Below are 14,778 nucleotides of genomic sequence, written 5' to 3'. Positions count from 1 at the left end.
TTAATGTCTACTTTATCAAATCAAAAAAAACACCCCAGTCACTTTCTCGTTCTTGTGGCAAAGGTTTATATCGTTTATGATTTATACTAAACGCTACTATATTCTTTGCCCAAGCTTCATAATCATACACATCAGTATAAACTACTCCATCATAACCATTCAACACTTCATAAGCATAATCTACATCAGCCGCCAAAACCGGAAGTCCAAAGGCTGCCGCTTCAAGTAATGGCAAACCGACTGTCTCAATCGAACTCGGAAAAACTAAAGCTGCAGCAGATTTATAGTAACTCAATAAATTATCATGCTTTATAATACCTTCAAATACGAAGTTTTTGTCTACACCATTCTTAACTACCTCATTGTACATTATAGGAGCTTTTTCTGCAGAACTTGTTACATGAATTTTTATATCCGCCGCCAATGCCGGATTTTGTTTACTTAATATTCCCATGGCTTTTGCCAAAGTGCAACCATTACGATATTTAGAATCATCACCAACAAATATGAAATGTTTCTTATTATCTTCCCAATTATAGGTTTTACACTGTGTAACATCCACCTTCTCAACATCCGGAAAACATACACGAACATTTTCCGTAGGAACATTAAAGTATGATACAAAGCGTTTCTTCACAATAGGTGTTTGTACAACAAACTGTGTATTTTTAACCCATGTACGCTTTACTATGCGAGGAAAAATATGCTTATAATTAAACAGCATTCTTTCTGTACATTTGAAAGGATTGTAAGCTCCCGGATATAACGGCAACGACTGATGAAAATAAACAATCTGCTTACTTCCCCCGATCTTCTTATATCCATTATTCTGAAGTGAAACCACAACATCGGGTTTTACTCCCAATTTTACAATTTCATTTTGTAGCAATTTACCTTCAAACAAAATCCGTTTTAACTTGGATTGTAGAGGAAAAGATATATATGTTACTCCCTCTATCGCCACTTTCGGCAGCACAGGATTAATAAATATCCAATACTTATTTTGTCCTATATACTTTGGCAGATGCGATAAGAACTGCTTATATATTGTTATACCTCCCCCGGCTTGTAAGGTTGTGGCAATTACGAAAATATTCATAAATATTATCCTCTCCAATGCATTTTAACATATCTATTATGTATCATATCATTACCACCATGCAGTATAAGTTTTGCTTCATTGGCATCAGCAAACTGCAACAGGTTACGAGTCCGCAAACCATCCGCATACAGTTGGTCAAAATAATTACCTGGTATACTAGAATACATAGTGTTGTAACCATAACGTTTACACTCATCAAGTACTAATTGTGAAAAATAACCTATTGGGAAACATATCTCATCCACTGTTTTACCCAGCAATTCCGTGAGCTCCTTTTTCGATTCACAAAGTTCGCGTACCAACTCCTCTTTAGTGAATTTAGTTAAATCACTGTGGCTCCAAGCATGACACTGAAATATAAAACCTGCTTTTTGAAGTTCAAGAATTTCGTCTTTATTAAGATACCCCGGCTTTCCTATTAAGCTTATTGCAAGAAATACTGTTGGACACAAACCATTATCTATAAAAAACTGTCTGGTATCATAAATACCACGAAAGCCATCATCAAAGCATATCATTACTTCTTTATCAGGATTCTGAATTTTCGCTTTTATGGTAAATCCCTCATCATATATCACTTTAATATGTTGTGCAAACGTACTAAGCGAAGTACCCATATCTGTATATTTTTTATCACCGTACACATCGTGATAATACACTATTTTACTCTTCTTATTATGGTGCAATATGCTCGAAAAGCATAACAGAGTTTTTTTTATTATTTTTCTCATCGTGTAGTTTTGTTTATAAAATCTTCCAAACATTTACGGTAGAGCGAATAATTCCAGTGATTGTGCATAAAGTTATACGCATTATCAGAATACTTCTTGTATGTATCTATATTTGATATTTGCCTCATGGCATCCACAAGTGACTGCTCACTATATGCATCAAAAACAAAGCCTGTATCGTTACCATCTACAAGGTCGTAATGTGCTCCCACCTCGTTACTCACTAACACTGGCATACCCGCTGCCATAGCCTCGTTAACAACCAATCCCCAAGGTTCGTAAGTAGAAGGTAATATCAACACATGATTTTGACGATAAACATTCAATAGATCGTCACCATACTTTGGCCCATCGAAAAAAACAGATCCATATGACTCATATTTCTTTTTAAGTACCTCACCAAAAGCCCCTTTTCCCACAATATGCAGTTCACTATTTGCATATTTTTGGTGATAAGCCAGAAATGAACGAATCATAAAGTCTATATTCTTACACTCTATCAATCGCCCCACATATACAAAACACATTATATCTGTTGGCTTCTGTTTGTACTTCTTATTATCAAAATGTACATTATCCACCACCATCGGCATTAACAGAATTCTCTCCTGGGCCATACCAAACTTACGAAACAGGTCTTTATGTGTATAATTACCACCAGCAAGACCATAGATATGTTTGTTTCCAAACACTATGCTTAAATATATGCGCTTTCCCCATCGTTTAAACAGTCCTACCGGTTCCCGATACTGAGTATCAGAGTCTATTCCAATGGATTTACTATACCACAAATTCAAAACAAACAACATCAAAAACGACAAGCCAGTGTATCCGTTAAATATAATAGTATCATACTTCTTAAGTATACGCCTCATATAACACCATTGTTGCCATTTCGATAGGTCTGCAAACACATCCTTTTTACCCTCACCCCCTGTGTTTTTTGCCTCGCTATCGCCCAATAGATAACAGTAATCTATTCCCATTGGCACATAGACTTTAAGATTTCGGTCTACTGTATAACTGGCTGGTTCAGCAAGAAAAGCAAAAACCTTCATCAGCCTTTATATTTTTTTAAAGTTTTACGCATATGTGAAGCAGCAATCTTAAACAGCACATACCAATTCCCCCACTTGGTTTTAGATGCCATAAAGCGATAGAGATTTTCTACTTGGGGACGGAAATTTTGCATCTTATAATCATAGCCACCGCGACCAAAATCAACAACAGAGCTACCTATTTGAGATTTTTCAACAATATACCTCACATTATTCCACAAATTGAATTGTCCTGATTTATACAATATCACCCATCTCATACTATAAGTTCTCTGCTCATTCACAAATACAAAACCTAAAGATATCGGCTCACCATTGTCATATAGGACAGGTAATTCTACCAACCCATTCTCATAAAGTTTACGCATAAATAACCTCATTGTATCGTTTAAATACGATGACGAACGTAAACCAGAATCAATCATCAATTGTATAATTCGATTTATCACATGTTCCGGATAAGGTTCATTGGCAATATTAAAGATTTTCATATTACATTGAACCGATTTCTTGTCAAGCGTAACCAAACGTTTTCGTTCTTTGGCATTTAAGTGTCGAAACTCACTAAAAATGCTCTCAGACTTAGGACAGTTTAACCATGAGTGTTCTGTTTGCGAAAAAACGAAAGCATTACCTTGAAACACTTTCCAATACGCCAAAATAGGAGAATTGGAAACTACATTATCAAGTAACAGAAACCTTATCAACTTATCTTCCTCTACAAATTTCCAGACATCGTTCATTAAATTATATATAGCTACAACCTCTTTTGATATAATAATATTACAAAAGTCGGTATGTCTATCATTAATAAACTTTAGGAATCCCTTTCCATTTATGTAAAAAGGGAATATAGCCTGTAATTCTTTATCATTAGTACGGTATGTTATAATATAAAGTTTATCATTTGGGGTTGCAAACGTCTCCCAAGCAATCCAATTATACTTAAATGTTTGGAAAAATGTTACATCATTAGCATTATGAAATAATGAATTCCATTCAATCTCTAAAGTCTTGAACTTATCAATAGTATCTATTATTTCTATCATATTTACTCTTGTGTTATTTTATATTTATTATCCACGATTACATTAGCCAAAGCTATTAATATCCACACATGCAAAAAAGAAAAGTCACCTGCAGCCATAATATATCCCTCCGCAAAAAGATGGATACTTCGCCATACCAATAAAGTTATCACTAACAGCAATTGTAATGGATACCTTTTTGCATTGAACATATACTTTATTATTGGTTTTAGTGCTAATATGGCAAAGAATAATGTTCCTAATAGTCCAACAGATGACAACATAAACAACCAACTGGTACCAGGTTCAATACCACCATTAGCACGCACACTATCAGACGACTTCTTAAGGTCGACACTAGAAAATCCTATTCCCAAAACTGGGCTCGATTCAAACTCTGCTTTTCTAGCATTCCACATATCATCCCTACTCGAAAACTGCCCTCCCATTGCATTACGCGCCTCTGTTTTTTCACGCACTTTTTCAGTATAAGGATACCACACGGGAGATGAGATAACCACAAGAAATAAAGCCACAATTAAATATTTCATGAATTTACCCACATTGCCCAAATAAAACCATAAATAAAAGAATAGTGCTACAAACGTAGCTCCCAATGCAGCACGAGATGCACCTAAAAAACAAACAAGAACAGATGCAACAGATGCACCCAAGAAGCCCCATTTTTTCCGGAAAGTTGTATCAGGGTTATTTGTCTCATCAAGAAATAACTTAAAGCAAAGTAAAGATGATATACCACCAATACTACTCATTGTCATACTATGATTAGTAAATCCATTAAATCCGGACCATCCATGAAATAATGGAATATGCGCCAAGTATCCACCAAACGAAATTAATGTACCGACTATAATGACCTTGTTTATTAAACCATACAAATTCCATTTAAATTTATTCAATGAATTTCCTTCATTTAATGGTCCAATTGCCAAAATCATCAAACAAAAAGAAATCAACCTATATTCAGCCTGAAATATGGATGGGATATCATTGGCAAGAATAGACAAAACACATGCTATTATAAATAATACCATCGTAACATTAATCCTTACACCATTGATAATGCCTATTAAACCAATAAAAGCAAACCATCCGTAATAAGCAGCCTGAGGTATAGGAAGCCCAATACATAGTGAATTTGAGAATGCAATGATTACAGATAAAATTAAAATAATATTGCTATTCATTTTTGTGTTAAGTAATTCATAAATGGCTGTATAAGCTTATTTATATCTATAGGATATTTAAGTATTTGCCTTTCTCTGGTTTTAATGTAGCGACCGATATTTCGAGCAAGTGCCTTATAGTCGTGTGGTTCAATTACCCAATTATCAAAATCTTCTTCTCGTATATATTCAGTGATACCAGAACCTTTGGCCGTCATAAAAGGTACTCCACAAGCATAAGCTTCAGTATATACACATCCAAATGCGTCCCAATAAGATGGAAGAACAAACAAATCTAAAGTATTATAGAAAGCATTTAGCTGGCGATGATCAACTTCATTTTTAAATTCAAAATAATTATTCAATTCTTGTCTTTGCACATACTCCTCACACTCTGTTCTAGTTACCCCCGTACCAATAAATGTAACTTTTATGTCTTCAAATCCTTCCTTAAGCAATATTTCTACAGCCTTTATTAATGTTATCTGGTCTTTAATTGGCCAGAAATTTGCCACACATCCAATATGAAAACCGGAATGTGATCCATTTGTTGAATAAAATTTAGTTTTATCTACCCCATTGTATAAGACATAAGTATCTTTAAGTTTTATACCATCATACTCAGCAAGATAGCGTAATATCTCCTTACTTACTCCCACATGTAAATCAATTCTGTTACACAACTTCACGCCATAACTTATACAACGCCTCTTATGCCATTGCCTATCAGCAAAACGTCCATCGGTAATGCTAAGTACGTCATATCCATGATGTTGCAGAATCGTTTTTGTCCGGGGATTCTTAGATTTTACATAATCAGCATACTTTGCTAAACTTGTTACATGAGAATGCACTACAGCTATGTCTTCATATTTAACATTGATACGTTTCAAAGCTTTGCTAAAAGAATGTAGACTGAAATAATCCCCCGCCCCCGGCCACGCATTTGTCGGCAAGTCATACTGCACAAAACGATGTACATTAATACCATCGTATTCATACTCCCCCACTTTGTGCATCCAGGAGTCAGGCATCATCACAATTACCCGATAACGACCGTCACACATTATTGCCTTTACTTGATCATACACGTAAGGACCACGAAATGACTGCGCTGAAGGGAAAAACGGCGTAATAACTAAATATATAGGTTTATAATCAATTCGCATTATCATTTCTTTTATACGCCACTAATAAATTCGTACAATAGTTGCACATTTTATTAAAGCTATAAGCCAATAAAGTACTTACAATTATCAATGCCAAACCTTGAAAGACACTATCCTTTACAATATATTTTACCAACCAAATATGAATCAGATAGAGTTCCAAACTTATAGTCCCAAACATCACTATAACCTGTGAATTTACCATATTCCTCATTAAATAGAGTAATGTCATGAAAGATATTCCTAAAGGCAATTTTATTCCCAATTCACATAACAGAAACCAATGAGTATTCGATAAATCCCTCATAAAAGAGAGTTGTTTAAGCGCAAGACAACCTATACCTAGTAAGAGCAAAAAACTATTATAAAAGCACACTTTTCTAAAAGGCACGCAATCTATCACTCTCTTCCTCTCCGATACTATAACTCCCACCAAGAAACTAAAAGCTTGTTCAGCACATAGTGATGAAAGACACAAAAATGAATAGATCGCAAAAAGTAAAAGCAATAATAACTTGTACTTACCGTTAAGTAACTTATTACTAATATAAAAAGCTATATAACACCTTACCAAATAATCAATATACCAAAAAGAAGAATGTGAACAATTGACGATAGAAAAATATGCACTTCCATCTAATATAGAACCATCTATCATCAACCATATCATCCTAAATAGCACATATGGAAAAATAACACGCAGCACTTTTTTCTTCCAAAACGATTTTAGCCCATTTTTCTTCCATGATTCATTAAGTCCATAACCGGATAAAAAAAGAAACATTGCTACTCCTATGCCACCGAAGGGAGTGAACCCTACAAAATTCCAACACCCTGCAATGTGGCAAAGCATTATTATCAGTATAGCGTAACCCCTATATACTGAAGTATTAGACAATGACAATACGTCTTTACATAATATCAAGTTATCACAAATAAAATATGACGGTAATGAAGTTTTCTTATTATCAACATAAGAACATAGTCTCAACACTACAAACAATACAAAAAACAGTAAAAATGAATTCAGCACTTTTATATACTTTTTACAAAAGTAATTTTATTAACAATGTGTATTATCTAACCAAATTTTCTATTACCTTCTCCCAATCTTTAATAAGCACCCGCCAATCAAATGATTCAGCCAATTTTATAGCTTCGTCCGCAAGAGTATTGAGTTTCCAAGGACTTTGCTGAAGATCTTTGAGTATCACCTCTATATCATCTATTTTATCAACCACATAACCATTTTTCCCTGTGGTAATCCATTCCGAGGCCCCATAATCTGAATAAACAATGGACGGTACCCCCATAGCTGCCGTTTCAAGTGTTACTTTTGGAAAGCCTTCAGAACGAGAAGGAAAAATGTGCAAATCAATACCTTTGAGAAACTCCGATATTTGAGTATGGTCCATTAAACCATGATAGACACAGTTCCTCAGTCCTTTGGATCCAATTTCCTCAACTACATCATAACCAATACCACCACCAACTATATGAAAAGTGAGCGCCGGAAACTTCTCTGCTATTGCATAGAAATCATCAATACCCTTATAGCGAATATTATTACCTATAAACGCTATATTATGTAACTTATCTCTAGGTCTACTTTGAGGTTGAAATAGCTCTGTGTCAATACCTAAAAACAGCACTCCGTCAGAATTAATCCCCAGCAATTCCTTATTCTTCTCAGACATGTATTTAGTAATAGCATAGGTCTTCGTTGTAAAGCTATAGACGTTTACAATAGCTTCCTTAGAGCCATAAGATACAATAGATTTATCTAGATTTGTACCTGATATGACCCCCTCAACAGTGGTGAACGACTTCTTACCAAACCACTTCAGACACCTACTACAGAACTCCCATATTTCACCTTTTGGCAAATATGCCACGTCACACCACATAATACCTCTCAAATATGTAAGATAACGAAAATAACGTTGAGGACGCAAACACTTAAACAACTTTATGCCAACCAAATCACTATCCACACTCAAATTACCATTTGGGAAAAGCATTGCCGCACACTCAATCTTCCCCTTATTAAGATATTTCGCCAAAGCACGACAATTCAAATTTTGCGCATTAGTGTAATTAACGTATCCTCCAAGGAACACTTTTATCTTTTTAGTCTTCATTTCCTGTGAGTATTTTTAATACCTGCTGTCTGTTAAACGAAGCGTATGCACTATCATACCACTCCTTTACAACCTTACAATCTTCTTCATAGACCTGCTTGTCCGCTATCCGTGTTCCCACCTCTAATAAACTCATACTTTCATAAAGAGGATAGCGATATTGTTCATAAAAGATTGTTGTACCATGAGACAACATCTCATCAACCAAGAAAAAAGTAGGAACACCAAAATTTGCATATTCGAAACTAGTAGTAGAACTCCATGTAATGTGGAATAAAGCTAAAGGAACCAACTCTATTAATGTTTTTGTGGTAAACTCTACAAACGGATATTTTGTAGTGACATCACTCAAATCTACCTCATTATTAAAACGAGGATGGTGCTTCAACAACACCTTATAACCCCATTTATCCAATTGCTCCAAGCACTCATACAACATCTTAGGCGAATGCTTATACCACATTTCACCATCTGATGTTATTTGTAAAGATATTATAACACACTCTCGTTTTTGATATACAATATCAATCACAGAATTTCGTATTGGATAACCAACCACTTTTATCCTCTTATATAATTCATCTTTGAACAAAGCCCCATCAAAAGCACATCGATAAAGCGTTCCCCATAACATGACACGTCTATTGGACTTTATATATGAAGGTACCAAATAGTCTTTTTCTACGAAATATCCCGGATGTCCATTAAATATGATTCCATGTTGGTAATCGTACACTATTCCGTTTGGATTTAACTCAGCTAAAACATCAATCATAGAGTTTGAGATTGTAATATACCTCTTTGCTCTAAACTTATGAAAGGTAATTGCATCCCAAAAATGAGCTATATTCGCATCTATCTCTACAGGTGCTTTTCCTTTATGACCAACACGCATCAGCTTACGCATTATCGTCACAATCCAAAAGAAAGCATCTGCTTTCATACACTGAGGATCGCGAGGATTAGAAGTACCACTATCAGGTTCTTCCATTATAAGATATTTTACTCCATTCTCTTTGCAAATCTCAACTATCGAATCAAAATAAGGATTCGTACCTTTAGTTGAACGATTAAAATGTTGCGGATAATATAGAATTACATCTATATTTTTGCCAAACAAAATGTGCTTAATCAATTGAACAAAAGAATATAAGATATCGAAAAACATCATACATTATTTATTTTTCCAATAATCTCTAACGTGAATCATTAAAAATCTAAAATTTTTGTCGAAACACATAAAGAATATGGTAAGGAGAAATAAAATTAAACATCCAATAATAAAACTATACATAAAAGCACCAATCATTGAAGTTGAATTAACCAAAGAACTAATTCCTCCTTCCACATACAAAACACCACATATTGTTATACAAAGGATAACAACATATTTTAAAAACACAGGTAGATATTCTTTAATTATGGACATTTGGAAACCATTTTTAAATAAATAATATGGTTGCCAACAAATTTTTATAAGCAAATCTGCTATTGTAAAAGCAAATAAGATACCAGGCAATCCAAAATACTTACCTAATATTAATGATAGAGACATGCTAATAAACACCTCTGCTATTGGAGCCCACACATCTTGAAACAATCCATAAGCATCTTTAAAATTTGTCACAGTAAGACGCGCTTGAAGTATGAAAATATGAATAGACATCAGTATGAGAACTAATTGAGGCATAATATATTCTTCACCTAACCATACAAGAATTAACTTTGGGACAGCAAAATAAAGCGTTATACTGCACAGTCCTGCAACAAAATATCTTAAACTCATAAGTTCAAAAAATACTTTAAGTAATTTTTCTTTATTACCCTCTGCTATTAAATTTCCTATACTAGCTCCCATACCAATAAATAGACCATCAAAAAAGGCTGTTATTTTAGACATCAACATATTATAATTGCCATATATTGCAACCATAGACAATGAAGAAAAAATACTTATAAAAATGTTTATTGACCCGTTGAATATTAAATGAGATAACTTAAATGCAAAAACTTGCTTTGTCCTTACCCACAAGTCTTTGTAGTCTTTAAATTTTGCTCTTCCCGATTTAATTGAAGTATTTAGCCATGGATAACGTTTCTTCACTGAAAAATGAAGAATGATCGAGTTTACTGTTCCCGCAACAATCTCCAAACATATCCACCAAATATAACAAAATGGCAGTAATGATGACATCATCTGTAACACCGTCTTAACAACAGTAATAATGTTATAGCGATACATTATTACATAGTTGTTCTGCGATGCAGAAAGAATAATCTGCTTATAATTAACAAAATAACTAAGCAGAGCACCATATACCATTGAGAAGAACATGAAATACACCAACCATAATGGAATATTTATATCCTTAAACATTAACGGGAAAAAGCATGAAAATATAAAACTGACACTACCTATTAATATACCTATACGGGAATAAAGGAATCCATACACCGATATAATATCACTTATTTTCTCTCTCTCATCATTAAACAAAGGCTTATAAAGAGTAACACCAACAGCAGTGCCAATCCCTAGTTCTGTGATATTCATCAAATTGAGTATATCGCCTAACGTTGATGACAATCCCAAGAACTCTGTGCCGAGATTATCTAAAAAAACTTTACGAGAGAAGAAAGCCAAAACTGCCGTGATAACATAAAATATCACGTTCACTTTGGCATTTTTTATAGATTTCTGTATTCTGCCTGTCATTTATATTATTTTATCATTGTTTGCCTATAGTCTATACTTTTTATCTCTATACCAACAAATATCACTCTTAATCAACTTTGCAGGGACTCCTGCATATATTGCATTTTCCTCTTCAAGACTTCTAGTAACCAATGACGAATTACCTATAACAGAGCCACTAGGTATCAACACACCTTTCATTATCTTCGCATTCGCACCAATCCAGACATGATGACCGATAGAAATAGACCCGCCATGATTCACCCGCTTACCATGTTGAAATATGGCATGATTGTCTCCTGTTCTCAATTCGATATTCTTTGCAAACATACAATCCTGCCCTATTGTAATATCCATCCCTTCCGTAACCCATAATTCAGCCCCATTAATCGTCGTCTTATTTCCTATAGTCACATCACTACCATCATCCATAACTCTAATAATCAAGTTATTAGCATACCCTCCCTGCAAATAAATCACAGAATTACAACAATTTAAACTAATTTCAGAATTTTCCAATACTTGCGACGAGTGTAATGTATACCCTATTTTCACTTCCCCTAATTTTTATTTTCACTTTTTTTAGCCGGGCTCCATTAAGAATTACCTCATTATTAGCATATCTCTGTAAATACAGAGGTAGAGCATATAAACGATTCTTTAAGGGTCTGAAAGTCTTTTTTAACTGATTTATAATACTCATTTTTATTATCGTCGATTAGAAAATCATATAGTAATAGATTAGTATAATTAAAACAATCGATCTTTTCGGTTACTCTTTATTGAGGTAATGATAACTTCCTGTATCACTCACTTTTTGGGCCGGATTGCCAGCAACAGTTATACCAGCCTCCATTATCGAATGAATAACAACAGAGTTTGCTCCTATCACAACATCATCTGCTATAGTTATGTTGCCAATAATCTTTGCACCACTTCCAATAAAAACCCTATCTCCTATTTGCGGAGCTCCACATCTGTCATAACGTCCTTGTCCACCAATAGTTACATCTGACAGTATTTTACAGTTCTTACCCAGTTTAGCAATGGAACCGACCACAATTTTCCCATGTGAAATATGAATACCAGGACCAGCGCAGTTAGGATTAAGTTCTATACCTGTAATTGCACGTAATCTTGACAACTTCTTAATAAAGTATATACGTTTTACCCCCATAAAAATATCATTACAATTAGTAAAGTATTCCAAATATCTAAGACATTTTGTAAATTCATAATTGTAATCGGGGAATAACCACTCAACTATTCGTTGTTTCAATGAAGGAAACAATACTTTATGTTGAGCCTTACGATCTTCAAGAAGATAATGCTTTAAATCCTGTTTAGACTGTATCATTGTTCTATTAAAAATGTTTTATTGATTATTTCACAAAGTCGCTCCTCACCTATAATTACCTCCACAAATTCACGAAACACACCTTCCCCACCCTTTTTGGAAAGAGGCACATTGGCTAGTTGCTTCACATACTCGGGAGCTGATACTGGAACACCGGCAAATCCCACTTTAGAAAGAACATCCATATCATTAAGATCATCACCTATATAGGCAACCTGCGATAAAGTAATTGATAATTCCTTACACAGATTCTGTACAATAGAAAGCTTATCTTTTACTCCAAGATAACAGTAATCTACTTTTAATTTATCAGCACGACGTTGTACTATTTGAGTATTCTCACCAGTAATAATTCCCACAGGAATATGAAGATTGTGAGCAAATAGTACACCTGCACTATCATACGTGTTGAACTTCTTTAATTCTACATTTGTAGCATCATAATACATTCCTCCATCAGTCCAAACCCCGTCAATATCAGTAAGAATAAGTTTTGGCAGCATATTATAAAATGTACCTTGAATAAATTATTTCATTGGCAGGAATATCTTCCTTAACAGTATGTCCAATTACTAAATCCTTCTGGCTCCATTTAAAACCATCGCCGGGACTCAACATATGTATATCTTTTTCTGTAATAATCTCTCCGGCTTTCAGTACACGCCTGCTTGCAATAGAACGTTCAAGCTTTTCTTTAGCAACAGCAACACTTTTATCAATATACAAATCCTCGGTTCCAAGCCATTTTTCCGCAATACGAATGTCTCTAATCATGCGATTTACACCATCAGGTCCCAATGATCCTGCCTGGTCAGTACCTTTCATGTGACGGTCTATAGTGATATGCTTTTCTATAATCTCAGCTCCCATACCTACTGCTACCACAGGTGCCGAAATACCGATAGTGTGATCTGAGAAACCTATTGGATACTGGCTATAATGTTTTTTCAGATAACTAATGGTCTTAAGATTAAGATTATCAGGATGTGTGGGATATTGTGAAACACAATGCAATATTGAAATATTGGAATGATAACGTGTTATTGTGTTAAGAGCATTGTCAAGTTCTTGTTTTCCTGCCATACCAGTAGAAAGAATAATGGGTATTTTAGTTTCTGCCATTGCCTCAAGCAAAGGAAGATTAGTGAGATCCCGGCTTGCTACTTTTAAATAATCAGGAATAAAAAGCTTAAGTAATGACATACAACCTTTGGCGCATAATGTTTCAACAAAATCAAGACCTTTTTCTTTTGCATACTTATATACTTCATAGTGAGCCTCGTCATTAAGCTCAAGAAAAGCACGATGTTCACCATAAGTACGACCAAATGAGTTCGGAGTATCGTAGATACGATTCATCTGTGAGTTAGTCAATTCTTCGTTAAGATCACGCTTTGTCATCTTAACCGCATTCATTGGCTTTAAAGCTATACCGAATGTTTCCTCTTTAACAGGACGGGAAATCAATTCAACTATTAACTTTGCCACATCAACAGAACCATTATGGTTTTGACCAATCTCACCTATAATATAAGTTTCACCTTTAGTTATCATTTTGAGTTTTTATTTATTTGTTGAACCATTGCATTATAAATATCCGGATGTTCATCAAGATAAGACACAACTTCATCAATCGTAGGATATGGATTTACTTTGCACAACTCAGCATAAACACTCCGTGCATTAGTAAAGTCTTCGATTGTATCTATTGTTAGGCGTATATTCGAACGGCCTTTCAAACAAATAGGGCCTTCAATCCATTCTAGCTTGAAAATTTCAGGATTTGTATAGATATAATTCGTTACATGTTCATGATAAATTCTTTCATCTGTTAAACATTGCACTTTCTTTAATGCATCTAAAGAAACATATTCAGCCCAAAATCCAAAATGAGTTTTAATAGAAGGACAACCGTTAATATCAAAGCTAATATACTCTGCATCAGAGTTACTTGAGACTTCAATCAATTTCTTTATTGAGTTTAATTCGAGAAAAGGATTATCAGAGCAAATGCGGATTATTTTATCCACTCCATTTGTTTCTGCTGCATCTATAAAACGCTTCAAAACATCATTTTCTTCTCCTCTAAAACATACTATGCCATGTTCCTTACAGAACTTTTCTATTACGTCATTTTCTGAACTTACAGAAGTAGCTATAATAATTTTTGCATCAATAATCAGATTCAATTTATTAATAAGTAAATCCAATATGCAATTATTATTATAAAATGGGCGTAATATTTTATGAGGCAACCTAGTTGACCCCATACGAGCTTGAACCAAAAATGCAGTTTTCATATATTATTTC

Annotated in this window: 15 protein-coding genes; all 15 read right to left on the bottom strand. The window is 34.3% G+C overall.

The window, feature by feature from the left end:
• Positions 1-7: 7 nt before the first annotated feature.
• On the bottom strand, positions 8-1,099 hold the full coding sequence (locus H8S63_RS00580) for a glycosyltransferase (protein ID WP_186925407.1): 1,092 nt from the start codon (positions 1,097-1,099) through the stop codon (positions 8-10).
• A gap of 5 nt (positions 1,100-1,104) precedes the next feature.
• A complete protein-coding gene (locus H8S63_RS00575; protein ID WP_186925406.1) occupies positions 1,105-1,833 on the bottom strand; it encodes a polysaccharide deacetylase family protein in 729 nt (242 codons plus the stop codon).
• Complete coding sequence (locus H8S63_RS00570) at positions 1,830-2,891, bottom strand: glycosyltransferase family 4 protein (RefSeq protein WP_186925405.1); 1,062 nt, start codon at positions 2,889-2,891, stop codon at positions 1,830-1,832. The genes H8S63_RS00575 and H8S63_RS00570 overlap by 4 nt, the downstream gene beginning before the upstream one ends.
• A complete protein-coding gene (locus H8S63_RS00565) occupies positions 2,891-3,940 on the bottom strand; it encodes a GNAT family N-acetyltransferase (protein WP_186925404.1) in 1,050 nt (349 codons plus the stop codon). The genes H8S63_RS00570 and H8S63_RS00565 overlap by 1 nt, the downstream gene beginning before the upstream one ends.
• A 2-nt stretch (positions 3,941-3,942) precedes the next feature.
• Positions 3,943-5,127 (bottom strand): O-antigen ligase, encoded by a 1,185-nt coding sequence (locus H8S63_RS00560; protein ID WP_186925403.1) that lies wholly within the window; start codon positions 5,125-5,127, stop codon positions 3,943-3,945.
• A complete protein-coding gene (locus tag H8S63_RS00555) occupies positions 5,124-6,275 on the bottom strand; it encodes a glycosyltransferase family 4 protein (protein ID WP_186925402.1) in 1,152 nt (383 codons plus the stop codon). The genes H8S63_RS00560 and H8S63_RS00555 overlap by 4 nt, the downstream gene beginning before the upstream one ends.
• Positions 6,265-7,269 carry an acyltransferase family protein gene (locus H8S63_RS20260; protein WP_370527596.1) on the bottom strand — a complete coding sequence of 335 codons (1,005 nt, stop codon included), beginning with the start codon at positions 7,267-7,269 and terminating at the stop codon, positions 6,265-6,267. The genes H8S63_RS00555 and H8S63_RS20260 overlap by 11 nt, the downstream gene beginning before the upstream one ends.
• Before the next feature lie 82 nt (positions 7,270-7,351).
• Positions 7,352-8,416, bottom strand: coding sequence for a glycosyltransferase family 4 protein (locus H8S63_RS00545; protein ID WP_186925400.1), 1,065 nt, complete (start codon positions 8,414-8,416; stop codon positions 7,352-7,354).
• A complete protein-coding gene (locus H8S63_RS00540; RefSeq protein WP_186925399.1) occupies positions 8,406-9,587 on the bottom strand; it encodes a hypothetical protein in 1,182 nt (393 codons plus the stop codon). The genes H8S63_RS00545 and H8S63_RS00540 overlap by 11 nt, the downstream gene beginning before the upstream one ends.
• Before the next feature lie 3 nt (positions 9,588-9,590).
• Positions 9,591-11,132, bottom strand: coding sequence for a lipopolysaccharide biosynthesis protein (locus tag H8S63_RS00535; RefSeq protein ID WP_186925398.1), 1,542 nt, complete (start codon positions 11,130-11,132; stop codon positions 9,591-9,593).
• A 24-nt stretch (positions 11,133-11,156) separates the two neighbouring features.
• The gene (locus H8S63_RS00530) at positions 11,157-11,525 is read right to left on the bottom strand and encodes an acyltransferase (protein WP_222619532.1); all 369 of its coding nucleotides are present in this window, start codon (positions 11,523-11,525) and stop codon (positions 11,157-11,159) included.
• 358 nt (positions 11,526-11,883) lie between these two features.
• A complete protein-coding gene (locus H8S63_RS00525) occupies positions 11,884-12,468 on the bottom strand; it encodes a serine O-acetyltransferase (protein WP_186925396.1) in 585 nt (194 codons plus the stop codon).
• Positions 12,465-12,971, bottom strand: coding sequence for an HAD family hydrolase (locus tag H8S63_RS00520; RefSeq protein ID WP_186925395.1), 507 nt, complete (start codon positions 12,969-12,971; stop codon positions 12,465-12,467). The genes H8S63_RS00525 and H8S63_RS00520 overlap by 4 nt, the downstream gene beginning before the upstream one ends.
• Position 12,972: 1 nt before the next feature.
• Positions 12,973-14,022 carry an N-acetylneuraminate synthase family protein gene (locus H8S63_RS00515; RefSeq protein ID WP_186925394.1) on the bottom strand — a complete coding sequence of 350 codons (1,050 nt, stop codon included), beginning with the start codon at positions 14,020-14,022 and terminating at the stop codon, positions 12,973-12,975.
• The gene (locus H8S63_RS00510) at positions 14,019-14,768 is read right to left on the bottom strand and encodes a cytidylyltransferase domain-containing protein (protein ID WP_186925393.1); all 750 of its coding nucleotides are present in this window, start codon (positions 14,766-14,768) and stop codon (positions 14,019-14,021) included. Before H8S63_RS00510 ends, H8S63_RS00515 begins: the two co-directional genes overlap by 4 nt.
• Positions 14,769-14,778: the final 10 nt, after the last annotated feature.

Source organism: Bacteroides sp. NSJ-39, assembly GCF_014287315.1.
Lineage (GTDB): Bacteria > Bacteroidota > Bacteroidia > Bacteroidales > Bacteroidaceae > Bacteroides > Bacteroides finegoldii.
This window is presented reverse-complemented; position numbering and strand designations above follow the sequence as displayed.

Bases quoted from the DNA above. Each gene is read 5' to 3' on its own strand.
- H8S63_RS00580 (WP_186925407.1), bottom strand. From the start codon at position 1,099: ATGAATATTTTCGTAATTGCCACAACCTTACAAGCCGGGGGAGGTATA.
- H8S63_RS00575 (WP_186925406.1), bottom strand. From the start codon at position 1,833: ATGAGAAAAATAATAAAAAAAACTCTGTTATGCTTTTCGAGCATATTG.
- H8S63_RS00570 (WP_186925405.1), bottom strand. From the start codon at position 2,891: ATGAAGGTTTTTGCTTTTCTTGCTGAACCAGCCAGTTATACAGTAGAC.
- H8S63_RS00565 (WP_186925404.1), bottom strand. From the start codon at position 3,940: ATGATAGAAATAATAGATACTATTGATAAGTTCAAGACTTTAGAGATT.
- H8S63_RS00560 (WP_186925403.1), bottom strand. From the start codon at position 5,127: ATGAATAGCAATATTATTTTAATTTTATCTGTAATCATTGCATTCTCA.
- H8S63_RS00555 (WP_186925402.1), bottom strand. From the start codon at position 6,275: ATGCGAATTGATTATAAACCTATATATTTAGTTATTACGCCGTTTTTC.
- H8S63_RS00545 (WP_186925400.1), bottom strand. From the start codon at position 8,416: ATGAAGACTAAAAAGATAAAAGTGTTCCTTGGAGGATACGTTAATTAC.
- H8S63_RS00540 (WP_186925399.1), bottom strand. From the start codon at position 9,587: ATGATGTTTTTCGATATCTTATATTCTTTTGTTCAATTGATTAAGCAC.
- H8S63_RS00535 (WP_186925398.1), bottom strand. From the start codon at position 11,132: ATGACAGGCAGAATACAGAAATCTATAAAAAATGCCAAAGTGAACGTG.
- H8S63_RS00525 (WP_186925396.1), bottom strand. From the start codon at position 12,468: ATGATACAGTCTAAACAGGATTTAAAGCATTATCTTCTTGAAGATCGT.
- H8S63_RS00520 (WP_186925395.1), bottom strand. From the start codon at position 12,971: ATGCTGCCAAAACTTATTCTTACTGATATTGACGGGGTTTGGACTGAT.
- H8S63_RS00515 (WP_186925394.1), bottom strand. From the start codon at position 14,022: ATGATAACTAAAGGTGAAACTTATATTATAGGTGAGATTGGTCAAAAC.
- H8S63_RS00510 (WP_186925393.1), bottom strand. From the start codon at position 14,768: ATGAAAACTGCATTTTTGGTTCAAGCTCGTATGGGGTCAACTAGGTTG.